Source organism: Nocardia sp. NPDC041819 (assembly GCF_055590505.1).
Genome location: NZ_JBVJAP010000007.1, coordinates 211,374 through 235,402 on the forward strand (window position 1 = coordinate 211,374; position 24,029 = coordinate 235,402).

Annotated in this window: 19 protein-coding genes; 8 read left to right on the forward strand and 11 right to left on the reverse strand. The window is 63.6% G+C overall.

Going from position 1 to position 24,029, the window contains the following annotated elements:
- Positions 1-30: 30 nt before the first annotated feature.
- From ACZ6DL_RS21490 to ACZ6DL_RS21510, 5 genes are read right to left on the reverse strand one after another with little or no spacing between them, the layout of a single operon-like run.
- Positions 31-834, reverse strand: coding sequence for a class I SAM-dependent methyltransferase (locus tag ACZ6DL_RS21490; RefSeq protein WP_466053511.1), 804 nt, complete (start codon positions 832-834; stop codon positions 31-33).
- 2 nt (positions 835-836) lie between these two features.
- Positions 837-2,450, reverse strand: coding sequence for a carbamoyltransferase family protein (locus ACZ6DL_RS21495; RefSeq protein ID WP_466053513.1), 1,614 nt, complete (start codon positions 2,448-2,450; stop codon positions 837-839).
- 5 nt (positions 2,451-2,455) lie between these two features.
- Positions 2,456-3,400 carry an NAD-dependent epimerase/dehydratase family protein gene (locus tag ACZ6DL_RS21500; RefSeq protein WP_466053515.1) on the reverse strand — a complete coding sequence of 315 codons (945 nt, stop codon included), beginning with the start codon at positions 3,398-3,400 and terminating at the stop codon, positions 2,456-2,458.
- 6 nt (positions 3,401-3,406) lie between these two features.
- A complete protein-coding gene (locus ACZ6DL_RS21505) occupies positions 3,407-4,516 on the reverse strand; it encodes a DegT/DnrJ/EryC1/StrS family aminotransferase (RefSeq protein ID WP_466053517.1) in 1,110 nt (369 codons plus the stop codon).
- Positions 4,513-5,700, reverse strand: coding sequence for an NAD(P)/FAD-dependent oxidoreductase (locus tag ACZ6DL_RS21510; protein WP_466053519.1), 1,188 nt, complete (start codon positions 5,698-5,700; stop codon positions 4,513-4,515). The genes ACZ6DL_RS21505 and ACZ6DL_RS21510 overlap by 4 nt, the downstream gene beginning before the upstream one ends.
- A gap of 380 nt (positions 5,701-6,080) precedes the next feature.
- On the opposite strand from ACZ6DL_RS21510, the gene ACZ6DL_RS21515 reads away from it, so the two are divergent.
- Positions 6,081-7,295: a hypothetical protein gene (locus ACZ6DL_RS21515; RefSeq protein ID WP_466053521.1), complete on the forward strand. Its 1,215-nt coding sequence runs from the start codon at positions 6,081-6,083 to the stop codon at positions 7,293-7,295.
- A gap of 255 nt (positions 7,296-7,550) precedes the next feature.
- Positions 7,551-8,105 carry a hypothetical protein gene (locus ACZ6DL_RS21520; protein WP_466053523.1) on the forward strand — a complete coding sequence of 185 codons (555 nt, stop codon included), beginning with the start codon at positions 7,551-7,553 and terminating at the stop codon, positions 8,103-8,105.
- 348 nt (positions 8,106-8,453) lie between these two features.
- Here ACZ6DL_RS21520 and ACZ6DL_RS21525 read toward each other — a convergent pair whose 3' ends face one another.
- The 6 genes from ACZ6DL_RS21525 to ACZ6DL_RS21550 all read right to left on the reverse strand — a co-directional run bounded on the left by ACZ6DL_RS21525 (position 8,454) and on the right by ACZ6DL_RS21550 (position 16,119).
- The gene (locus ACZ6DL_RS21525; protein ID WP_466053525.1) at positions 8,454-9,053 is read right to left on the reverse strand and encodes a hypothetical protein; all 600 of its coding nucleotides are present in this window, start codon (positions 9,051-9,053) and stop codon (positions 8,454-8,456) included.
- Between the two features lie 228 nt (positions 9,054-9,281).
- Positions 9,282-9,743: a hypothetical protein gene (locus ACZ6DL_RS21530; protein WP_466053527.1), complete on the reverse strand. Its 462-nt coding sequence runs from the start codon at positions 9,741-9,743 to the stop codon at positions 9,282-9,284.
- A complete protein-coding gene (locus ACZ6DL_RS21535) occupies positions 9,740-9,883 on the reverse strand; it encodes a hypothetical protein (RefSeq protein ID WP_466053529.1) in 144 nt (47 codons plus the stop codon). The genes ACZ6DL_RS21530 and ACZ6DL_RS21535 overlap by 4 nt, the downstream gene beginning before the upstream one ends.
- Positions 9,884-10,624: 741 nt before the next feature.
- Entirely contained in the window at positions 10,625-12,163 is a 1,539-nt protein-coding gene (locus ACZ6DL_RS21540) for a UvrD-helicase domain-containing protein (protein WP_466053531.1), read from the reverse strand.
- On the reverse strand, positions 12,160-14,139 hold the full coding sequence (locus ACZ6DL_RS21545; protein WP_466053533.1) for an ATP-dependent nuclease: 1,980 nt from the start codon (positions 14,137-14,139) through the stop codon (positions 12,160-12,162). The genes ACZ6DL_RS21540 and ACZ6DL_RS21545 overlap by 4 nt, the downstream gene beginning before the upstream one ends.
- A 1,065-nt stretch (positions 14,140-15,204) precedes the next feature.
- Entirely contained in the window at positions 15,205-16,119 is a 915-nt protein-coding gene (locus ACZ6DL_RS21550) for a hypothetical protein (RefSeq protein ID WP_466053535.1), read from the reverse strand.
- A 358-nt stretch (positions 16,120-16,477) separates the two neighbouring features.
- Between ACZ6DL_RS21550 and ACZ6DL_RS21555 the strand changes: the two genes are divergently transcribed.
- The 6 genes from ACZ6DL_RS21555 to ACZ6DL_RS21580 all read left to right on the forward strand — a co-directional run bounded on the left by ACZ6DL_RS21555 (position 16,478) and on the right by ACZ6DL_RS21580 (position 24,028).
- Positions 16,478-17,692, forward strand: coding sequence for a DNA cytosine methyltransferase (locus ACZ6DL_RS21555; RefSeq protein ID WP_466053537.1), 1,215 nt, complete (start codon positions 16,478-16,480; stop codon positions 17,690-17,692).
- A 166-nt stretch (positions 17,693-17,858) separates the two neighbouring features.
- Entirely contained in the window at positions 17,859-18,830 is a 972-nt protein-coding gene (locus ACZ6DL_RS21560; RefSeq protein WP_466053539.1) for a DUF4928 family protein, read from the forward strand.
- A gap of 65 nt (positions 18,831-18,895) precedes the next feature.
- Complete coding sequence (locus tag ACZ6DL_RS21565; protein WP_466053541.1) at positions 18,896-19,255, forward strand: very short patch repair endonuclease; 360 nt, start codon at positions 18,896-18,898, stop codon at positions 19,253-19,255.
- 121 nt (positions 19,256-19,376) lie between these two features.
- Positions 19,377-20,213: a GIY-YIG nuclease family protein gene (locus tag ACZ6DL_RS21570; RefSeq protein ID WP_466053543.1), complete on the forward strand. Its 837-nt coding sequence runs from the start codon at positions 19,377-19,379 to the stop codon at positions 20,211-20,213.
- Positions 20,214-20,281: 68 nt separating this feature from the next.
- Positions 20,282-20,677 carry a hypothetical protein gene (locus ACZ6DL_RS21575; RefSeq protein ID WP_466053545.1) on the forward strand — a complete coding sequence of 132 codons (396 nt, stop codon included), beginning with the start codon at positions 20,282-20,284 and terminating at the stop codon, positions 20,675-20,677.
- A gap of 291 nt (positions 20,678-20,968) precedes the next feature.
- Complete coding sequence (locus ACZ6DL_RS21580) at positions 20,969-24,028, forward strand: hypothetical protein (RefSeq protein WP_466053547.1); 3,060 nt, start codon at positions 20,969-20,971, stop codon at positions 24,026-24,028.
- The last annotated feature ends 1 nt before the right edge of the window (position 24,029 follow it).

Below are 24,029 nucleotides of genomic sequence, written 5' to 3' on the forward strand. Positions count from 1 at the left end.
CCGCGACCTCGGTGCGCCCCGCCTGTCCGGCTATCGGGTGCTGGTGAACACGGTGTAGCCCTTCGCGTCGCGCCACGGCCCGCTGTTGTTGGCCGTGAACCACGACCGCACCTCGTCCTCGACTCGGGCAAGAATCACATCGTGATGTGGGTGCTGAGACGGTACTTCGCAGGTGAACCGCAGGATGACCTGGGCGTATCGCATCAGCGATTGCACGCTGGGGAACAGCAGGGCGTTGTCGCGGCGGTGGAGGGTGACGTTGTCGAATGTGGCCCGCATCAGTGGCGCCACAGTGGCTGCGGTGACCGAGTCCGGCTGGGCGGGCTTGGCGGCCCATACCGCTGAGGCCGGTTGTGGGGTGAATCCGTGCGGTGCCGCGTGGGCGGTGACGAGGGCGTGGATGCGGGGTGCGGTTTGGGTGTGGTTGATGCTCACGCCCACTCGTCCGCCGGGGCGGGTTACCCTCCGTAGTTCGCGCAGCGCATGGGTTGGGTCGGGTAGGTAGTACAGGACATGCTTGGCGGTGGTCCGGTCGAACGCCGCCGCGTCGAACGGTAGCTCGTGTGCGCTGGCTCGGTATGCGTGTAGCCCGCGGGTGCGTTTGGTGGCTTCGACCGCTTCGGGTCGGATGTCGATGCCCACCAGCTGTCCTCGATGACCGCTGTGGCGTAGTTGACGCAGGAATTCGCCTGTGCCGCAGCCGACGTCGAGTATCCGCTCGACTCCGGTGAGCGTGAGCGCGTCGGCTACATCGATATCCAGGTCGTAGGGGTGTTGGGAGTAGCGCTTGTGGATGGTGATCTGGTCGGCCAGCAGCGCGAGCGACTCGTCCACGTTCAGTGCCTGTCCTTGGTGATGATGTAGGAGCCGAGCACCAGGGCGTCGGCCGGGCACGATCCGAAGAACGCCAGGGCGTGGGCTGGGTCGGCGACGACGGGCTCCCATCCGGAGTTGAGGCTGGTGTTCAGCACCGCGGGCACCCCGGTGAGCTGATGGAATTGTTCGATCAGCCGCCGGTACACGCCGGGACCGGGCGGCACGCTCTGGGGTCGGCTGGTGCCGTCGACATGCGTGGCCGCCACGATCGGGGCACCGCAGGCGGTGGGCAGCGTGAACGACATGAACGGAGCCCGAATATCGTTGCGGCCGAAGAGTTCCGGAAGGTGCTCGGCGAGCACCGACGGCCCGAAGGGCCGGAATTCCTCGCGTCGCTTGATGCGGTTGACTCGTTTCCGCATCGCCGCCGAAGACGGGTCGGCCAGCAGCGACCGGGCACCCAGCGCGCGGGGTCCGAATTCCATGCGACCAGAAAACCAGGCGACGATCTGTCCCCCGGCCAGCAGCTGCGCCGCGCTCGCAGCGGGGTCCTCGGTCACCCGATAGGGGATCCCGCATTCGCGCAGCACCGATTCGATCGTGTCATCGCTGTAGGCCGGACCGAGGCGCGTGTCCTCCAGCCGGGATGGGCGGTGGCCGTGGGCGGCGGCGACCATCAGCGCCGCACCGAGGGCGGTTCCGGCGTCTCCGCAGGCGGGAGCGGCGTACACATCGACGAACCCGCCGTGGGTGAGGAGTTTGCCGGCGGCGACGGAGTTTTCCATGACCCCGCCGGCGACGCACAGATGTGTGTCGTGGGGCTGGCGGTGTCGTTCGACCAGTTCCCGCACCGCGTTTTCGATCGCGGCTTGGGCGGTGGCGGCGACGTTGGCGTGCTCGCGGTGCAGCGCGCCGCCGGGCAGGCGCCGGGGCGGGAAGCCGGGCAGGGTGTCCTCGGCGATCATCGGCAGCTGATCGGTGTGAAACAGCGGGTGCCGGTGGAACACCTCCCGGTGCAACAGCGAGGTGTTCAGGTGCGGGCGCCCGGCATCGATCGACAGCAGCGGCTGCTGGCGGTAGGGGACGCCGTGGGCGGCCAAGCCCATGACCTTGTATTCGTCGTGCTGGCTGCGGTACCCGAGGTATTGCGTCATCGCCGCAGCGAACAGGCCGATCGAGTCGGGAAACGGCACGGTCTCGACCGGGGTGAGTGTGCCTGCGTCGCCGCGGAATACCGCCGCGCAGATCCCGTCTCCGGCCTGGTCGGCGGTGACCACCAGGGACTGGTCGAAACCCGATACCAGATACGCTGATGCCGCATGCGCGAGGTGATGATCGACGTACTCGACCGGGGGCACGTGCCCGAACTGGTACCACAGATACGCCTCGAACCGCGGACCGAAGTCTCGCCAGGTGGCGCGCGGGAATGCGATCACATCCACCTCGTGCATGCTGATCCCCGCTACGCGCAGGACGAAGCGGATCGCATGGTCGGGCATGAGCCCGACGGCATGCTTGTAGCGCACGAACCGCTCCTCCTCCGCGGCGGCGACGATCCGGTCGTCGTGGACCAGCACGGCGGCGGCGTCGTGATCGGCGCGGCCGAACGTTCCGTGAATGCCCAGTACAAACACAGGACTTACCCCTCACTCGCGGCGAGCTGCCGGTAGTAGGCGATGGTGCGGTCCAAGCCCCCACGCAACCCGATGCGCGGTGCCCAACCGAATACGGTGCGGGTCTTGGCCGCTGTGGTGATCTGGCGTTGCGGATCGCCGCGGCGACCCGGGACGAAGTCGATGTCGGTTGTGGGGCGACCGGCCTGGGCGAGCACATGGCGGACCAGGCTGAGCACGGTCCATTCACTGCCGGTGCCGATGTTGAACGTTTCGCCGTGCACGTCGTGTTCGGTGAGCGCGGCAGCGGCAAGCAGTTCGCACACGTCGGCGACGTGGATCCAGTCTCGCCGCGCCGACCCGTCCCCGGCGATACTGATGCGCTCCCGCGCCAGTGCGCGGGTGATCGCGACCGGCACCAGCCAGCCCGGGTATTGGTCGGGGCCGTAGATCGTGACCGGCCGCAACACCACCACCGGCAGTGCCTCGCTGGCGTGGAATGCCGATAGGTACGCCTCGAACGCGGCCTTGGCGGCGGAGTAGATGGTGGTGGGCCGGACCGGGTCGGTCTCGAGCAGATCCTCGGAGTCGTTGAGGCCGTAGACGTCGGCGCTGGACATGAACAGCAGCCGCCCGATCCCCGCGTCCGACAGCGCCCGCAGGTAGCCGATCGGGTCGTCACCGACACCGTCTTGCGGGTGTGCGGCGGTGTTGACCTCCGCAGCCAGGTGGATCACCAGATCCCCGGCGCCGATGAGCCGCGCCGCCACCCCGGGCGCGTAGATGGAGGTCTGCTCGAAGCTCACGCGCTCATCGGCGAGGATCCGCGGTGGGATCTTCTGCACCCGGTACTGGAGCGGATCCACCAGCACCAGCCGGTCGAAGCGCTCGAACGCGGGATCACGGTGGATGCGGCGCAGCAGGTTCACGCCGATGAATCCGGACGCTCCGGAAATCACGATGTTGGCCAATGGATTTCACCCCTTGCACACGATATTGATGCTGGTCGTGACGGCGTCGATCACCCGGTCGACGGTGGCGGTGTCCATCCCCCGCCACAGCGGCAGGCAGATGTGACGGGCAGCGAAGTCATCGGCCGCTGGGAATCTGTCGCCGGTGTTCAACTCGGCGAACACCGGCTGCACATGCAGTGGTGCCTCATACACGCCGCGCGCCAGCTGCACACCGCGCTCCACCGCCGTGCGGGCCAGCCGCTGTCGGTCGATGCCGGGGCCAAGCAGCGCCACGCATTTGTGGCCGCTGACCCGCGAACCGCCGCTGATGGCGGGGAAGGTGAGGCCGTGTCCGTCCAGGTGGGCGGTGTAGTGGTCGATCACCATCCGACGGGCGTCGATGTCGCGGTGGAGGTGGTCGAGGTGCGCGAGACCGGTCGCGGCGCCGATCTCGGTCATCCGCCAGCTGTTGCCCGCGACGATGTGGCGGCCGCCGCGGTCCTTGCCCTGATCGCGGTACATCCGGGCCATCTTGTTCAGGTCCGGGTCGTTGGTCGTGATCGCGCCGCCCTCGCCGCCGGTGCTGACCACTTTCGTCGCGAAGAACGACCAGGCCGCGGCGTACCCGAAACCGCCGGCCGGTTGTCCTGCCAGATCTGAGCCGTGGGCGTGCGCGGCGTCCTCGATCAACGGCACCCCGGCCCGCTCACACAGCCCGGCCAGGCGCGGCAGATCCAGGGACACGTAGCCGCCGATGTGCACGACCACCACCGCAGCCACCGTGGGAGTGAGCAGCCGTTCGAGATCGGCGATGTCCGGATACAGACCCGAGTCATACAGCCGCACCCGCGCGCCCGCGTGCAACGCTGCGGCCGCGGTCGCGTAGTTCGTGTTCGCCGGGACCAGCACGACGCGGTCTCGGACATCCAGAGCCCGGAATATGATCTCCATCGCGGTGGAGCCGGAGTTGACCGCGACCGCATAGCGCGCGTCGGCCATGTCGGCGACGGCCGTCTCGAACGCTTCGGTGTGCGGGCCGAGCACCAGCCGCCCCGAGCGCAGGATCTGCTCGACCGACGCCAGCACGGTAGCGATCTCGTCGGCCGGAAGCGCCGCAGTGAAGGGTGGGATCATCGCGCCTGCACCTCTCGGTGCGCGGCCCACGGGGACACCGCGACCAACTCGGCGGCCTGCTCGTCGGAGACCGGGTGCTGGACCGGCAAATCCAACGGCGCTCTGCTGCCGGTTATGTGGGACACGACGTCGCGGGATGCGTGCAGCGACAGGGTCATCTTGCCCGGCAGCACGGTCCACAGCCCGCGGATACCTTCCTTCGTGCAGTGGTCGATGACCGCGTAGTTCGGTGCGGTGCCCCACTGATCCCGCTGTGCCCCTGGGTGCTCGGTTTTCGAGCACACCCAGGCCACACCGCCGTCGTGGTCGATCACGCCCGGCGCGAACCATTCCCTCAGCTCAGCGTCGAGGGCGGCGACCTCCGTGGCCGGGACCGGCCAGCGGCCCGGCCGGTCCACCCACCGCTGTACGCCGCCATAGCGTGAGGCCAGCACGGTCCCGGCCGCCGCGGCGGGGGCCAGTGCCGGCCAGCCGAACTCCAAGCCGATGATCGGGCGCGGCAACTGTCCTGGGTAGGCCATCATCATTTCCAGCCGCGAACGCAGTTGTGCGCCGATCACCGAACCGGCGGTCTCCAACAATGGCTTGGTGCCGATTCCCGCGCAGACCACGACATTCGCTGTGTCGATGCGTCCTTGTGCGGTATCGATGGCCCGGACACCGCCTTTGCGGACGACGATGCGGTGAGCACCCGTGGCCACGGCGATCTCCACGCCCAAAGCTTCGCACCGTGCGGCGAGTTCACCCAGCAGCGCGCGGGTATCGATGACCAGCTCACCGACAGCGCACGCTGCAATGTCGCGTCCCTGGTCGCGGAGCAGTTCGCGAATCTCCGGCGTTTCGACGGTGTGGTGGCCGATGCCGTGGCGCCGCCACAGGGTTTCGTAGGTGTGCACAGTCTCAGGGCGCGCCAAGTACCAGCACGGTTGTGTGGTGACCACGCATTCGGGAAACGAGGACTGGTAGGCGATTTGCGCCTGCCGGCACGCAGCGACGATCTCCGGATGCCAGCGCGCATACAGCGCGCCAGAGTGGATCATGCCGTGATTACTGGTCGTCGCTCCGGATCCCAGCAGTCCGCGCTCGAGCAGCACTACTGTCCACCCGGCAGCGGCGAGACGAGCGGCGGTCATCAGCCCCGCGATACCGCCGCCCACGACGACGCAGCCGACCGTGCGTGTCATCTTCGACCACCCTTCCAGCCCTAGTTGGAGGGCACCAGGCGCCGGGGCGCTCACCGGATACGCATGTGATTCACTGGCGTCACCCCGCGGGGAAACGCGGTGGTTCGGGGCGCAGGCCCGGCGCCTGGTACTGGATCCAGCCTCACGCAGCGAATGTGCCTGGGCGACAGCGTCGATCGGACAAGCGGATGTGCGGAATCTGCGGTCGACACCACCGCAGGCGGCCTACAGTGTGTCCCGTATCAACGCCTATCGGCGCACGTCAAGGGGTGGCCATGGCCGACAGTTCGAACTTCGCGTGGAACACACCCGAGTTCCGTGCTTTCCTGGCTGCCAGACGTCCAGGCCACGCATTCATGTTGGTCCGCAAAGCAGCGGGCATGACCCAAGCCGGATTCGGTGATCTCATGAACTGGGACCGCACCCACGCCGGACGTGTCGAACGCGACGAGGTCGCAACGATCTGCGACATTTACCAGATGGGTCGCACCGCTGATGCCCTGGGCATCCCGCGGCTGGCGTTGCTGCCGGCCTTGCTCGAAACGTCCGACGTTGGGAACATCGAAATCACCGACAGCGAAGGAGCCGACGTGGACCGTAGGCAGTTCGGGCAGGCCAGCGCATTCATCCTCGCCGCCGCCCTCACCACCAACCCGGCCGCAGCGACCTCCCACGCCGCGGCTGCCCGACTCGTGGGATCCGAACACGTGCGCTACCTGGCCGATGTCGCCGACCAGCTGTGGGCACACGACAACGACTTCGGCAGCGGCGGACTCCTCCAGGACGCGCTCGACCAGTTCTCCATCGCGAAGCGACTGCTCGACCACGCCGACTACGATCGGGGCACCGGCACCGAACTCGCCGCTGTCGCAGCCAATCTCGGCCTGGTCAGTGGTTGGCTGGCCTACGACAGCGGCGACCAAGCCACCGCCGCCATCTGCTACAAGGACGCGCTGATCCTCGCCGAACGCGGAGGGGACGACTCACTGGCCGCCGATATCATCGACGCCCTACGGCAGCAGGCATGGACCGGCGGCCGGATGCGTGAAGCCCTCCAACTGAGCCTGCGCGCCAGCGACCGCAGCCGCCACGACCCCTCCGCCCGCCTGCAAGCGCTGCTCGCCGCCCGCGAGGGCGTCGCCTTCGCCGCTATCGGTGACCGCAGCCAATGCGAACGCGCCCTCGCCGCCGCCTGGCGCCAGGTCGATCGCGGTCTCGACGACGCCAACGACCCGATCCGGCTGCACTACATCACCGAATCCGAGATCCGCACCATCGAAGCCCACGCCCGCCGCTACCTCGGCCAGCACGACAAAGCCGTCACCATCTACCACAGCAGCGTCATCAGCGGCACTCATCCGCCCCGCGACGAAGCGTCCTACCGGGCCTACTATGCAACCTCCCTCGCCCTCCTCGGCGACACCACCACCGCACTCACCGAAGGACTCACCGCTCTCACCATGCTCGAAGGCCCCGTGCAATCGCCCCGCCTGGTCAACGAACTTCGCCCCGTCTACCTCGCCGCGCAGCAATCCCGCAGCAATGACGCTGACCAGTTCAGAACCCGATTCGACAACCTCAATTCCGCCGCGTAGGTCATCGCCGAACACCATCAACAGATGCGCGGTTCGAACACGCAGCAACGATCTTCGCCTCGACCGCACCGTGACTCGGCACCTACGGTCGTGCGCCGGCAGACGAGGACCACCATTGCTCGCTCGGCTTCTACTTGCCGAGTCCGCTGAACGACTCGCTTCTGCGGCACTCGATCCACCGTCGCGGTAAATTCCTCAAGGGGGCGGGTCACAAGCCCGCCGAGGCACCAACGGGGGGGAATTCTGATGGGGAGCGTGTACGAATCCGATCTGGACGACGAGCGCGTCATCGACGAGTACCGCGCAACACCCGAGTGGGAGAACGAAGACGGCGACTTGGCCGAACACGGCCAAATCTCCGAGGTGGATCTACGCCTGCTGGGCTACCGCAAACAGGACCTGGAGGCAGTATTCGGACCTCGAACCGAGCGGACCAAGGCTGGCCGACCGGTGTGGAACTTCGAGCATGTCAAACAGGTCGAAGCTGAGCGGTTCGGGCCGTTCGCCGGACGGATCAAGAAGCGTTTGATGGCTTTCGACGATCTCGATGCTGCCTGCGACGACCTGGAGGAACTCTTCACCACGATGGCGACGACGACCTCGATCCTGCCGGGATCATGCGTCAGTACATCGATGCGCTGCCCGCAGGCTCCTACGTCGCGATCACGCATTTCTCCGAGCCCGACGACGGCGGCGAGGCGCACGAGATGGCCATCGAACTCCAACGGCGTTTCACCGAAATGGGCTTGGGCTGCGGCTGGCACCGCACCTGCGAGCAGATCCCCTCGTAGTTCGGTGATCTGGAACTGATCGAGCCCGGCCTGGTCGAACTCGACAACTGGTGGCCGATCGGTCCCGCGAAACGCCTGCGGATGACCGAGAAACGTCTGATGCTTGGCGGCGTGGGCGCAAGCCCATCCGAAACGGCAACATGACACACCTTCTACGTCGCTGACTCCCCTGCTGCGAGGCACAGCCGCCAGCGGGACGCCCTTATCGCACCATCTGTTCAGGAACCCACCTCTATGCCTGAAGACCACAGCCCTTTCATCCGGACCGACATCCCCCACTCCGCGCGGAATCTGGAACTACTTTCTCCGGACGAGCATCTCCGAAGATCTTGTGTTCGGGTTGTCCCGCATGTCGGAGTCGCCAGAATCAGCTCGCGTCGATCACCTCGTCGAGTGCTGCGCGTGCGACACCGATGAACTCGCGGTGGGCAACCAGATAGTCGAGTCCGGTCGTCTCGGCTGCCCTGGCCCGTTCATGGGAGGCTTCCACCGAAGCTGCATGTGCTTCACCATATTCTTGTACTTCCCGGACCAGAACAGACTGCACTCCGACTAACTTGTAGGCCGCTTCAGCAACGTCCGCTGGTCCTTCGAGCAAAACCTTGTTCCCAGCGTGCTCCGTCTCTTTGAACAGTCGCCTGATTTCCACAACCCGGGCTTCTTGAACTGGCACCGATTCGGGCGCTGCGCGGCGGTCACGGAAGTACTGCTGGTTAGCCCGATCTGCGGCGTTGAGGGCATCGAGGAAGTCGATGTAGGCAGACTGGCGGCGCTCGCGGCACCACCGGAGATGCTCGATCCGTACTTCGAGAGCTCGGTCGCCCTTTTGAGTCAGCTCTTGCCGCGCCTGCTGCCGCTCCAAGGCAGCCTGTCGGCGGTTTTCGGTGCGGGCCGAAATGATGGCCGTGAGCGAAGCCCCGAGGGCAGTTCCCAAAACACCGACGACTGCAACCAGAACACTGATCATGATTTATCAGCATGCCAAAATCCGTTGCGAGGCACGGGGAATCGTCGACACGTCGGGCGATGCGGCCCTGACGGTGTCGGTGTTCACGATGTATGCCCGGTTGGCTTTTGATCCGGTCGAGAACGATGCCGCGGGCCGGTCGATACGCTGCCGGTCCAGTGGCGGATGGCGCCCTGGGTCCCGCACATCACCCGAGAAATACCGAGGTTGTCGGCCTGAGGCTTGCCGTCAGTCCCGCCATTTGTCTGCGGCTATCAGTGTGCGGCCGGAGTTCCAGTCGATGGCCCTGGTGTTCCGATTAAGATTCAGGATGGTTTTGCGTCGGTCGGCGGGTGCTTCTTCGTCGGTGACGAGGAGAAGCACCTCGCCGCCGGAGTACTCGACGCGGACGGTGAGACCGCCGCCGCCGATCTTCGTGTCCGATACGGCCGAATGGTGCAGGCTGTCGAGCCCGGCGGCGTGCTGGGTCTTCGGCTCGACGCGACCCGTAAACCGGCTGAGCCTCAGGATCACATCACGCCGACCGGCGGGTGCCTCATCGGTGATGGTGAGAAACAACTCGCTACCCGAGTACTCTGCGTGAACCGTGAGGCCGCCTCCGACGAGCTTGGTGGTCGACCCCTCAGCGTGACGGAGGCTGCCGAAACCGTTGCGACCGACACCATCAAGTCGGCTCGGTTTGGCCCTCATCGGATTACCTGCGTCATCTCCGCGGCGTGCTCGTGGGTGACCCGCGCCGGTGTGTAGGTGTCGAGCCGTGCGACGGCCGCTCCTGTGAGCGCGGGTAGCGTCACCAGGGCCTCCTTGGCCTCGCGAGCTTCGTTCCACATACAGGAGTCCCTCTCGTTATATCGCGCCGGTGATGCCGAAATATGTTGCGGGTAGCCAGCTGTGAGTCTAGTCTTCCGGATCGCGGGTATCGAGGCGGATGGTTGGAGGACTCCGGGCACCACGGCGGGCACGTCCGAACTCCGTGGTTATGGCAGGCAGAAGTGAGCAGAAAGGTCGTTCAACGGGCAAAGCGGGTGATCCCACGTGCGACCAATACCGTTCGATCGATTTATAGAGGGCACCGGCCGACAGTGAGCCCGAAGGATGCCCGGTAATGCCGCGAACTTGAGAACTTGGTCGTGGAAACTGGTGTCGCGCCCCTGCAAATCCAGTGACAATGCAACACGTGAAGGGGTGCCGCCGGGCAAGTTTTCGAGGGGAGCGACGGTGAGAAGTTGTTGCGGTTTCGGCTGGCACGTAGGCTGGTGGCGTGGGAATACGCCCGGGCTCCTGTTGCCCTGGCGACCGAGTAGACCGCGAGTTCGTGGAAGTGAGTGTGTCCAAGTGTCCGCCGTACCAGAAAGCGATCTGTATCCGCATTGCTGGAATGAGATTGATCCGGGCGGCATCCGGAACCAGACGCTGGGCGGTGACGATCGCTTGCATGGTCTCCTATCGCACGCAGTGCCGAACATTCTTCGACGGTCCCGTTCACCCGGCTCGTTCACCCTGCTAATCGGAAATACGGAAAAGGGGCCGGCTCAATATGGCGTTCAAGCCAGAGATTCACTGCGGACGAGCTATCGACCGAACGCCGCGCTAATCTCTACGGTTTCCACCCGAGCCCGCGTGCAGGCAACATAGAGCACACGGTGCGGCTCTCGATCTCGACGAAGTCCGCGCTTGAGCCACCAACGATCAGTGGTCGTGAGGCAGACGCCGACTCTGTCCCATTCCCGACCTTTGGCCTGATGCGCAGTCATTCCCGGTACACATGCTGTACCGATACGGAGACGCTCACCGATGGCCCATAGTTGCTGCAACATAGCGGCGTTCGGCTCTGTAGGCAGAACGGCGTCTATGTTCGGCCGGTGGAAGATTTCAACGAGATAGTTGTAGGCTTCGATGAGGTCGGCTGAATCCGCTGCGTCGGCGAGTCCTTGAAGGGCTTGCATGAGGCTCGGGCGTATTGCTTCGAAATCGGCATCGGTCAGTTTAAGAGCCGACATGGCTTCGGCTTTGAAGACCGCTCCCGTTCCTGTGAGTTGGCGGGCGGAAAGGTCGAGAAGGATGGTTGCCAGCGCGTATGGGGATTCGTTGCTCGCGGGCCCCCATGCGAGCGGTATGACTTCGGGCCGAGCGCAAGTCCAGAGCTGTTTCCACGTCGCGGCGATCACGACGTCACAGTCGAATCCGGAAACGACGACTGGCAACTCGATCCCGGTGCCGGATCGCAACGCGGTGGCCAGATCACGCTGCTCTTGGGAGCGGAAACGGAAGGATCGCGACAGGTGCAGCGTTGTCATGCGCAGCGTTTGTGAGAGTTCAGGAACCCGGTCCGGGCTCGCACCTCGGAATCCGTAGAGGGCCTGCCAGGGATCGCCAATAATGGTGATCTCGCAACCGGCCTCGGCAGCTATCGTAACTAACAGCAGATCCAACTCGTTGGCGTCGTATACTTCATCGACGATCAGACAACGAATGGTTTTATTCAATCTCTGCCGGACGCGATCGCGGATAGGCTCATGATCCAGCGCGGTGTGCAGGACGGATCGGATGTCCTCGTGGGTGCAGTGCCCGTTGGCTAGCTGGGATTCCACTTCTCGGCGGTCCGGAACGGGCTGACGCTCGACGGTCTTATCAGCAAGGTTGATGGAGCCATTCACGTAGGTCGCCACCGATGTTTTGTATCCCTCCTTGTCATGGCGGATCAGCGCCTTCCACGAGTCATGGACGGTGAGCTTCGTGTGGCCGCCTGACCATGCAATCAGTCCGGTGTCGAGCAGATCCTCAAGCAGGACCTGGATGAATGTATCGATCGTGACGACTTGATGTGGCCAGCGAAGTGCCGAAGGACCCCACAACGCCGCGGTCCTGGTTCGCAACTCGCGCGTGGCGGACTTGGTGAAGCTGACCGCGACGACTGCCCGATTGTCACGTGAACCGCTCTCGGTTAGCTGCACTCGATATCGCAAGCATCCGAACCTCTGTGCTGCGACCGTCGTCTTTCCGGAGCCCGGCGCGGCCTCGACCAATACAGTCGGCAATCTGGTCCCGGCAGCGATTACCTGCTCGACGGTCAACGGAGGAGATCGCAACTCGACCTTGCTGCTGGTCAATCGGCCTCCGAAGCCGAGTCACAGAAAGGCGATTCCTCGTCGCCTGCCGTGCCCGGATTCGCACCGATATCGTCGCCGAAAAGAAACTGTAGAGCGTCCGAAATACCTTCGGGTACGGTCACAGGGGCGGCGTTCTCGACTGCCAGCGTAACCTGTTCGGCGACGGCCAGCGCGAACTCGCCTTTTTTCTTCGCACCCTTTCCAGCTGCTCGGACCTGAGCGTTGTTCGCCACTTTAGCGCTCTGGAACAGGGCAAGGACCGAGTCGAATGTCACCGGTTGCGTCTGGAGGAGGCCGAGTTCGGCGAGTGCTGCAGCAATGAGGTTTTCGTTTCCGGGTACGAGTGTCGGCTCCAGCGTGGGATGGCTCAGGAATACGCGAACGATGTCGCCGTCGTGTTCGCTCAGCCAGGTCGGGGGCGTTGGCTGTTCGTGGACTTGTTTGTCGCTATCGGTGAGGATAGCGAGCCGGTTGCACAGTTCGTGGTCTCGTGTCGCCAGCAGTCGCACAGGCCAGGATCCGACCTTGGTTCCCATCGCGGTGATGGTCAAGGCGTCGACGAACGCTTGTTTGTCGAGGCTGGCGCCTGCCCACACGCGGGCGAGTTCACGGATAAGCGCCACCTCGGTGACACCTTCGACGAGCAGGACTCGTTCGGCGAAGATCGCGGCGGTGCGTGTAGCATCCAAGTGCAGCCGCGTCTTTCGCATCACTTCGTGTTTCTGGTTCATGGGGATCGTGGCGATGGCATGGCTGATGCGTGCACCGTTGGATCTCTTGCGCAGGACGACCAGATCCTCCGGCCTGGCGGCGGTGATTACCTCCGGCGCGTGGCTCGACAGGATGATCTGCAGTTCAGGTCGTTCCTGCACCGACCTGCGCAGATGACGAACCAGTCGATACTGCAACTGTGGGTGCAGATGAGCCTCGGGCTCTTCGATGATTACCGTCGCATGGAAAGGGCTCTCCTGGAAGAACGAGTCCTCGACCAGCCGCGCCTCCTCGGCGGCCTGTGTCAGTTCTCCCGCGGCCTCGCTGAAAGTCTCGATATCTTCATCACGGCCTGATCGATCGAACTCTGGCGAGACGGCGAATCCGAATTCGGGAAACCCGCTCGGACCAATCGGCGCGGACGACTGTGATGACGCGACAGCAGTCGCGTCCGGAATCGCAGCCAGGACGACCGCCATATGTAGCAGATTGACGTACCCGAGCCCGGAAACCTCCAGTGGCCGCGCGTAGGGTCGGCCTTCCATCACCGCCAACATCAGTTCCAGGACGCGGGCGAGATACCCGTCATCGACACGCTGACCACGAACGTAAGGCCAGTGCTTCGACACTCCTGCAGTGAGCGAGATCAGGTGATTGGTGATGCGCTCCTCGACTGCTTCGATGACTGGATCCTTACTGAGATCTTCCAGAAGCCTCCACGCGCGCATCCGAAGTCCGGTCAGATTCCTTGTCTGGCTCAAGCGTTGTTGCTGCGCGCGAAGCAATTCCACCAGGATCCGTGCTTCACGCCGCGCGAGTTCATCCAATGGATTGCGATGGGCCGGAAGGTAGAGCAACTTGATGGCGCTGCTGAAGTCCGGGGGTGTGATCGACCACTGCGAGCGAATCGCCCCCAGGCCTCCGGACAGGGTCCTCGACCATGTCACTGCCTTGTCTCCCGGGGCCAGGCCCGTGTAGTGCGAGAGAATCTGCTGCCCGAGTGGCCCCTCGCGGCCCGTGCTTTCGAGCTCGTAGTCGATCTCGACCTCGCGGACCCCCTTCCCGAGGGCTGCCGAGCTGAAGCGCCCCAGGCTGGGGAAGACTTCACCGTGTCCGAGGTAGGCGGCATCGCTGAATGTAGTCTTCCCGGCGCTGTTCGCACCCACGAGCACCGCGAACCGTCCGGGTAGACGCACCTCGATCGGCGCTTCGACACTCGCTCGCAAACCTTGGACTCGCAGGCGACTCAAATGCACTGTCAGCACCCCCTTTCCGCTACACGGCCGATCGCTGAGCTTACCTACGCCGGACCGACTTACCACCCTCGGCTCGGTCCCATTCACATCGGCAGCCGTACGACAGGGCTACTGCTCAGGGCCATCCGCCCAGACGCTATAGCGCACAATCGGCGACATAGTTGATGAGATTCAGCGCGGTTCACGCCGATGAAGCCTGCTGCGGCGGTCATGAGGTAGACGGACATGACTACCGGGTGCTGTAGGTCGGTGTGGCGCAAGCGGCACAGGATCAGGTATGTCGTCGCGGTTCTCAGCAACGCGCCGGTCGAGCTCGCGATGGTGGTTAAGACACGCAATCAGCCCGACAGCCAAACCTTTTCCGACCTGGGGCGGAAGGGGTGTCGCTTCGACGGGGGGTTGGGATTCGAGCGGTTCTCACAGGCATCTCACGTTTCGGGCCTGTGGAGACCCAGGCCTACCGCTTGAGCACGTCTCGATTGTCCGGAACGGTCTCCGGCGCGTCGATGTAGTGCGCCTTGGACACCTCGCGGGTATTGCCGGCCTGGTGGGCGGCGCGCTCAGGGTCGTCGTAGGCGTGATCGAGGCGATTCCGCGGATCCGGGGACGACGCGGGACGTCCCCGCCGACGCCCGCAGGCCTTTATGCCGACCCGGCTACGACCACGACGAGTACCGGATGTTACTGCACGACAAGCGGTTAGGGCCGTTCATCGCCGTCGCGGCGTCGAGCACGGTTCCGGCTTGGGCGTGCAACGGTCGGTGATCGAGTAGTCCTTCCTGCACTGGTTCCGGCGGTTACTTGTGCGTTGGGAGGTTCGCGACGACAGCCGCGAAGCTTCCTCAGCCTGGCCGACGGCATCAGCCGCCAGCGCCGACTGGTCAGCCTCTCGCTTTCTTAGGAGTTCTTAGCGAGAACGAGAAGTATGGGACACCTTGGGCGCTGCCAGCGGTTGACCCCTGCCTGACGTGCCCCGCTGGCTCGGACCGGGCGCTCCTCCTGAAATGGAACCTCTGCGAATGGCCCGTCCCGCGGGCCAGTCGTTGTCATCCGGGTTTCAACCGCAGAGTCACGTCATGGCACGTTTCCACGCTTCCGGGCAACACACTTTCCGGATTCGAAGTGGTAACGGTCCCCCTCAACGCGTGCGCGGTCGTACAGCTGCTCTAGCAACTGGTTGACTGCTGAGGTCGAAAAAAGACGGACTCCATTCACGCGGCGGCAGTCCTCGTCGACACAGCTGATCTCGAATGTCGGAAGATTCTCATATGCCTGGTTTTCCCAGTGCGCTGATTCTGACGTGTTCTGCTTCCGGTCTCTCTCGATGATGTCCCGAGCAGCTTCGGTCCGTGGCCGGGATTCAATCTCTCCTGCGAACGCACTGACTCGCATCGCGATTCCGCCGATCAACACCGTCATGTCGGCCTTGAGCTTCCAGTCCGCCCGTGGATCGTAGAGCACCATTCCGAGCTTCGCCTTGTCCTCGATCGCTTCGACTAGGCAGGCATAAAGATAAGTTTCAGCCATCCCCGACTCGTACCAGACCCCGATGCGGTGACGCATCCCTGGCAGAAGGGGCTCCGAAAAGTACCGCGCGAATCGCTCCTTCTCTGGATGATCCCTCGTGTACGCCTTCTTGCACTGGTCGAAGAACGATTCGAAGGAGAAAAGTTTGTAGCCAGTGCTGTGTCCATAGAGACACATCGCCGAGAACAGCGCACGCCACGCCGGGAACTCGCCATTCTGAGAGCCCTTTCGCGGCCACACGCGGGAGTCCCGCGGCCCCGGGTTGACGAACTCCGGCTGCTTCCCCAACTCCTGCAGGAACCGGCGGGCAAACATATCAACAGACATCAAACTCCTGTCAGCCAGCTCGAAGAGATGATCGGCGATCACACGGCCGCTGACTGCAGGTCGCAAGCCGGTCACTCCGAGCCAAGGCGGGACGCTTCGACGAACTGTCGTCTGCGTATGCTCGACGACCCCCATGCCTGCTCCCCGCTGTTACGAACGAACCAGCCCGGAGGATAGAGGAGACCACTGACAAGTTCCGCCCAGCCGAAGCGGCGCTCCGCCAAGCGCCATCTAGCTGCGAAAACCTCCAAGGCACGCGCCGAGGCGCTCGACAGCATGACCGAGTATCGACAGTCGCAGGGCCGACACCGATCCGACACGGCGCAAGCGCCCGGCCTGCGACACCATAATGACAACGCTGTAGTTTTGGGATCGTCTGCCGATCCGCGGGCCGCCGACCGCTTCCCAGGTAAGCGGGTCGGCGAAGCCCGATCGGTTTCGACGCAGGTCGGCGGCTTGATCGGGACGAGCGGCGAGATGAGAGAGGGCAGAGATGCACACGTTCTACGAGTTCTTCGCCGGCGGCGGCATGGCCAGGTCCGGGCTCGGCCAGCAGTGGCGTTGCTTGCTCGCCAACGATATTGACGCCAAAAAGGCCGCTAGCTACCGCTCGAACTGGGGGGATGACCATCTCTTCGAAGGCGATGTCGCCGACCTGACCCCCGAGCATCTGGTCGGCGACGCCGACTTGGCCTGGGCCTCTTTTCCGTGTCAAGATCTCTCGCTTGCGGGGCCAGGGGCGGGATTGAGTGGCGCTCGATCGGGCGCATTCCATCCCTTCTGGAAGCTCATGCTTCGCCTACGTGAGCAAGGACGCGGCCCCGCTATCGTGGTACTCGAGAACGTCGTCGGCGCGCTTACGGCCGGTAGGGGCCAGGACTTCGTCAACCTCGGTCGGCATCTACGCGCGGGAAATTATCGGTTCGGCGCCGTGGTGATCAACGCTGCGCACTGGGTTCCACAATCACGTCCGCGGTTGTTCATCGTCGCCGTCGACCGCGACGTCGTAGTGGACCCGCGGCTGGAGATTTCCGGGCCGGACCCGACATGGCACACAACGGCCCTGGTGGCGGCAGCGCACCGCTTTATGGCTGCCGATCCGGAAGGCGAAGACTCGTGGGTGTGGTGGAACCTCCCGGCTCCTCCCTCCACGCGTGACCGCTTCCAGACCTTGGCCGAGTTGATCGAGCCCGGAGACCCGACCGGCGTGCCCTGGCACACGGCGGGCGAGACCGAGCGTCTGCTGGCAATGATGAACCCGGGAAACCGGGCCAAAGTGCATACCGCCGAGCTGCGAGCCAAGGCCACCGGCGAGCGCATGGTCGGCACCGTCTACAAACGGATGCGTCCCGAAGGCCCGGTGATCGACGAGACCACGGGCGCCCGCGCTAAGGTACAACGGGCAGAGGTTCGCTTCGACGATATCGCCGGATGCTTACGCACGCCCGGCGGCGGGTCGAGTCGGCAAACCATCCTCGTCATCGAACCGGACCAGGTCCGTTCGCGCCTGCTCTCACCTCGTGAAGCCGCTCGGCTGATGGGGCTCGACGATGACTACGTGCTGCCTGAAAGGTACAACGATGCTTATCATCTGGCAGGTGACGGCGTTGTCGTCAATGTGGTCCGGTTCCTTGCCCGTAGCCTGCTTGAACCGTTGCTAACGGAGCAGTCAGCGGCTCTTGCCGAGCAGATGAGGATTCCGGCATGACCACAACCTCCTGCCGCTGACCAGACGCTTGGCGGCGGGGTCGATCTCAGGCGGATTCGCGAGTCAGGTCATCGGCCACTGGCACAGGTGACCTTGTCGAACCCCCGTTGAACGACGGGCGATCCTTCGAATCCCTGTCCAGGGCGGCGTCTGTCAAACTGTCTGCGTGACCGTCGAGGATCTGACCGCCGCCCTGCGCGACTTCGTTGCCGAGCACAAGTTCGACAACAGGGGTGCCCTGTCGGTGGGCCTTTATCTCACCGATCGCGCTCGGCAGGGTCTGCCGCTGGACCCAGAGGTGCTTCTGACCGATGGGGGCGGGCAGGTTTCAGGACTCAACGCGACTGCGGTCAACAGGATCTTGAAGCGCAATGGCATCGATCGGCCGCTGTCGCGCATGGGTGGTCGGAGCAATCGCGCAAGTCCGGCCCAAATGCGCCTATACGTCGCCTTCCTCAACGAACGCAACGGCATTGGTCCCGTCAACCTCGACACGGCGGAAGCCTTCTGGATAGACCGGGTCCGTGAGAAGCTGGCGGCGAAACCGCTCACCCTGCAGCTCGACCCCTCGAATGGTATGCGCTCAGTTATCCGCGACATCATTGCCCAGGCAGAGAAACGCGATACCGAAGCGCCGGGTAGCCGGTATGCGGGCGCGGTCCTGCAGCATCTAGTCGGTGCAAAGCTCGACTGCGCCCTTAAGGGGAAGGTGGAGGTCGCCCACCACGGTCACGCCACAGCCGACCAGCACACCCATAGGGCAGCAGACTTCGTAGTCGAGGACGCCGCCATCCACGTCACCGTCGCACCCAACGAAAACCTCATCCAGCGGTGTCGAGAAAATCTCAGCGAAGGGTTCCGGCCGATCATCGTCACTACCTCCTCGAAGAAGGGCACCTCCCTGGCCGAAGGGTTGCTGCTTGCCGCAGAGCTGACGGACAGAGTCGATGTCTTCGATGCCGAGCAGTTCATCGCGCTGAACCTGTACGAACTCGCCGGCTTCGCCGAGCGTCGCCGAAGTGACGTCATCCATGAACTGGTAACCAGGTACAACGCGATCATCGAAGAGTTTGAGACAGATCAAGCGATGAAAATCGACGTCAAGGATCGGCGGAAGCCGAGCCCTGTTGACGAATGACTGAATCATCCGAGCAGCGCAGCCGCACCATGCGAGCGGTGCGGTCGCGCGACACTACACCCGAGATGGCAGTTCGCCGATATCTCCACGCTGCGGGGCTGCGGTATCGGTTGCACGACAACAACCTGCCGGGCAAGCCCGACCTTGTATTTCCCTCACGGCGAATAGCCGTGTTCGTCCATGGCTGTTTCTGGCACCAGCACCCCGGCTGCAAACACGCGACCCGACCCTCGTCCAACACCGAATACTGGACCCGCAAGCTCGATGGAAACGTCGCTCGCGACCGTCGTCGACTCGACGAACTCCGCACCCTCGGCTGGGACGTGCTCATCGTTTGGGAGTGCCAGACCCGCGACGACCGAGCCCTCGCCCGCCTCGCCGAAGCCGTCACGACCAGCCGACATGGCAATCACAACCCTCCGTAACTCCTACCGCGTCGCCGGAACGTTTCCCGCCGGGTAGCATCCCCACCGATCAGTCGACGAAGATCATCGCTGCTCCTATCGGTCGTACGGAGCAGCCGGATCGTGCTACCGGGGGAGTCCGATGTCCAGTCATGGGAAAACTTCGCTCAACGGCGTTCAGAAAGCGCCCAAGCGGAACGAGTTGCCTGCACCTGATGTTCGAGACTTCCGCAGTTTGCTGAAGGATTTCCTCAGCGCGAAGGATGATCAGGGCCGCACTTGGGCCTCCGCCAAATGGGGCGTGTATGCCTTCTATGATTACGACGGTGAGCCGATTTACGTCGGACAAACTAATGAGCAATTGCGTGTCCGAATTCAACGACATCTGACCAACCAACGCACCGATGCCGTCGCGATGAGGATTCTCGACATTTTCGAAGTCGCCGAAGTCGCAATTTGGCCGCTATGGGAATACGAGGACGTAACTAAAAATAATGACAAAGACGCTTTCGCAAAAGCCCTGCGCCATCTAAACCGGTGCGAATACACAGTCTACCTCGACGCTATCGATAATTCGCGTTACCACGCCATCCTCAACGAAAAGATCCCGCCGGTGTCGCCGCGCTGCGACCTCCCGGCCTCGCTCCGGCTGCCTCTGATCTCCGCGGAGGTACGCGCTGAGCGCGAGCATCCCGACATCCGCATTGCGCGCCGGGCGGAGGCGATCTCCAGACTTGCTGCCGTGGCTCGCGAACGCGGCGAGGTTTCGCCTGGACTACGGCGGGCCCTGGTTGTCCAGGCAGTGCGGCTGACATACCTCTCGGCGCAACGACTGGCCCGCGTCGAAGGAAGGACCGAACCTGAGCCGAAGGCTATTGATGTGAAAGCCTTGGTTGGTTCGGTGCTCCAGGATTCCAAGGCGTCCAAGGAGGCGAACGACGATCTGGAAGAGTCGAGCTTCGAATTAGAATTCGACTGACCCCACGGCCCGAAATCCACTAGGTCTGGCTCCGAGTAGTTCCAGACGGCGATCACGCAGGGAGCATTGTGAGCACACGGGAAGAACGCATCGCCGAATATGAACGCAACCTCGCGCAGATCTATGCCCCGGAACTGAACTACCTCGCCGATCGCCTGCAGGAGCCAGGCCGGGTTGTCAATACCGGCGGGGGATGCATGGCGATTCAAGCGCGCATAGACGAGCTTGCAGGAACCTCATATTCGCTTGAACTGCTGGCGACCACTACCGATCCAGGTCTCGCGGAGGAGCGCAGCGAGATCGTTCACTGGCTCGTCGGCTTGTACGACGCCGACGAAGGCGGCGAGGCGCTCGCTGAGGGGCACGACGTTGATACCTTCGAAGCTGCCTACACCCTGGCGCTCGACAACCTCCGCAATGGAGTTCCGCCCACCGACCAGCCCTGCGCCTGTTTTGACGAGTGATCGACCGGCACGCTTCCAGTCGATCCAAGGGCAACGCGCGTCCCGATACGTCATGAGCATCTCCATCCAAACAAGCTGGGCCGCCCTGCACGAGGTCGAAGCCGACCCCTCGCTCTGTCCCGGAAGTGCCTGACCGCTGTGCTCCAGTAAGCGCTGCGTAACCAGCGAACGCCTTCAGGCGATAGTTCCAACTGGAGTGGCTGGATGGATGAGCTCAAATCCAGCTCGCAGCTGATTGTCGTAGCTCTAGGCTAGGGTCTGCGCCAATTCAGCCCAGTTGCGAAGGGTGCCATGGTTACACGTCATCAGGGGAAGCAGCGAGGCCGCGCACAGGTCTCCGCGCGGCGCCGCCAACTGCCCGACGACTACCTCCGCTGGAATGCCGCCATCGCCGAGGTCATCTACCCTCCCACCGACGAACCTGTCCCGGCCTATATGGATCTCGAAGCCGATAGGTTGAGGCAAGTAGCTCATGCGGCCCAAGTCGACGGCCTCGAGCCGCGCGCGGCGCTCTCGGCGGCTGTGCGATCGGTGACCGTCAACGCGGATGGAACCTTCTCGCTGCAGTGGCTGGTTGACGAGTCACGCCGTTGCGGCCGGAAATCCACCAGTCAGCCTCCCTGCCTGGCCTTCCTGGCGGCGTCGGTACTTGCTGCAGAAGACATGGGCAATGCCGACGGGGTCCTCGCTGCGCATGCGTACTATCCACGCCTAGCGCGGCTGCTCTCACTTGCCGACCACAGTCGTGTTCGTCCGCAGTACACGAATTCGGCGGAGTTCCTTTGGGGCTGCCTCAACACGTGGCTTGAGAACCTCGAAGGCGAACGCGGGCTTCCCACCGCCTATGCGCTGACACACAGATACATCGGACTTCCGATGTCTCAGGCCCTTGTCAGAGGAGGAGACCGGAAAAGGCTGCCCCAGATGTTCGTTCAGTTTGGGCTTAACCCCGGTATGCGGCTGGCTCCTGAGGACCTCGTCACCTACCTCGACACGTGGATCAATTCGGAGAAGTCAGCGACATCGGCTGCGCTTCGCAGGCTCTGGCGACGCAAGGAATCTCATGACCGGATCGCGGCTATCGCCGCCGTCGAGTTGGCCAACTGGGATGGCGCTATCCAAGGGTCTTCCAACGCCACCGTCGGACGAGTACTGCTGCTGGCCAGCTTGAGGAATAGCTGGCGGGGACAAGCGTTGGACCTTGCCCTCGGACTTCGGCCGCTGATCAGCGACACGGACGGACGCGTGGAGGTCCTGCAGACGGCCGGCCAATGGACCGGCCTCGCGTTCAGCCCGAACATCGGAGGGCTATGGCGCACTACCTACGCCGATACGATCGACTTCGGATCGATGCTGAGAGGGCTGGTCAGGATCAGGCACAACGGAGGGAACGACGGGGTCGAATACAAGCGGTTTCCGACCAATGTCGTTCCCCTCGTCTACGACGAATTGCAAACCGCTTATATACAATCCGAGCGGCTACAGCTCGGAGTCGACTCGCTCTTGCTCGTTCGCAGCTCAGGGGGTGCCTCTGCAACGGGCACGCTGACCGAGGTCGAGCATGTTCTGGAGGAATGTGCGCGCCCAGGATACTCGAGGATTACCGACATAGCAGGTCTCCCCGAAGGATGGGTTCTGTTCACCGATGTTCAGTTGTTCAAGGCTCCGATCGGCAAGATGCGATCGAATGAGCTGGTGCCGCTCGCACAGAATCAGCTCACCATCGCCGGCGGGCTACGGATTCCATCACGTATTCGCAAGTGGTCAAGCCTCAGTCCCCCGGAAATACGGGCCACCGCGCAAGGAGATACACGACTCCGCATCGTCCTCTACAAGGACCCGGACAAGGAGCAGATTCTCGAGGAATCCTCTGACAGCGGAACGCTCGTCGTCGGTTTGAGCGAGCTCGAGCTGACGGACGGCGACTATCATGTTGAGCTGTTTACCGGCGATCACAGGGCCCCTACCCAACACGTCAGCCTCCGGCTTCGTTCCAGCAACGACGTCGATCGGCTGTGGCGCCACACCGCGAGGCTGGTCTACTCGCTGCAGACGCCACTCGGCGCGCTCACCGCCTCCGAAGACGAGCACGGCGACCTGTTCGTCGACGGACTGGTCACAGTAGGCGAATCCGGCGTGGCGTCGAGCGCCACGGCGTCGAGCAGGCTGTTCTGGAGTAGCCCACGGCAGACCGCGCCTCCTGCGACAATTCAGATAGGCACGCCAGACCCGACGTCATGCGTTGTGACCGGAGCACATCGCATGATGCTGCCGCCCGCACTAAGTTCGGCCCACGCGCCTAAGCTGATCGATGGGACGTGCTCGCAGTGCGGTCTTGTTAAACGCTATCCTTGTTGGTTGCCGCGCAATCGAGGCGCAACTAACAAGCCCCTGCGAGGACCGGACGTTCCTCCCGAGGTAACGGTCTCCGACCTGCCCGCAGTGAAAAAGGAGCCTCTCAACTGGACTGCTGCGATTGATGCGCTGATGCACCTGGGAGGCGGCGCCTACTTCTCCCTGCAGTCTGTAGCTGCCCAACTCGACGGGTCAGCGCTATTCACAGACGCGTTCACCCGTCATCTCGAGGCGCTGGGGCATATTGCGATCGAGCGGAACGACCGTGGCCAGCCTCTGCGTTGGGAGATCTCGCCCACCTGCCTGGCCGAGTCCCAGTCGGGAAGCCATCGGCTTGTAGGGTTCTGGCCCAGAAGCGCGATACACAACCTGACCAAATCTCAGGACTCCCGGCTGCAGTCAGTGAGCACGGAGGACGGCGTACCAGCTACCTTCCTAGTCGCGACAACCCGAAGCGAAGCCGAGCGCATCGCAGAGGCCGAAGATGCGGCTTTTGCGCCACGGGCCGGCGCGGCCATGCTCGAAGCGCTGCCGCGGCTATCCGAGGTGGCCAAAGCGCTGCCCCGCACCTCGATGCCGGGATTCGACTCCCTTGAGCGGTTCAACCTCAAATCAGCAGGCTGGACGCCATGCGTCGACCCATCGACCGCAGGCGCATACCGGTTGCGACGAGGGTTCGAAGTCCTCTACCTCTACAGATCCAGCGACGACGTCACGGCAGGTCGAGCAGCCATCACCAGCGTCTACCTGGCAAAACACCTCGCTGCCAACGAGGTCGGCAAGACCTTCCTCTTCTATCTGGCAGAAACGCATACCGTGCTGACGCCCCAAGGATGCGACCTGCCGGGACTTTATAGTCGTGCGGCCGTAGCGTTCTCAGGCCAACTTCCGATGCCACGAGAGGTGACGATCCACAACCACAAGCGAAAGTGCTTGTCATACAGATCGATCGACCAGGCCAGCGCCGACCTTCTTGTCACGTTGTTCACCACATAGG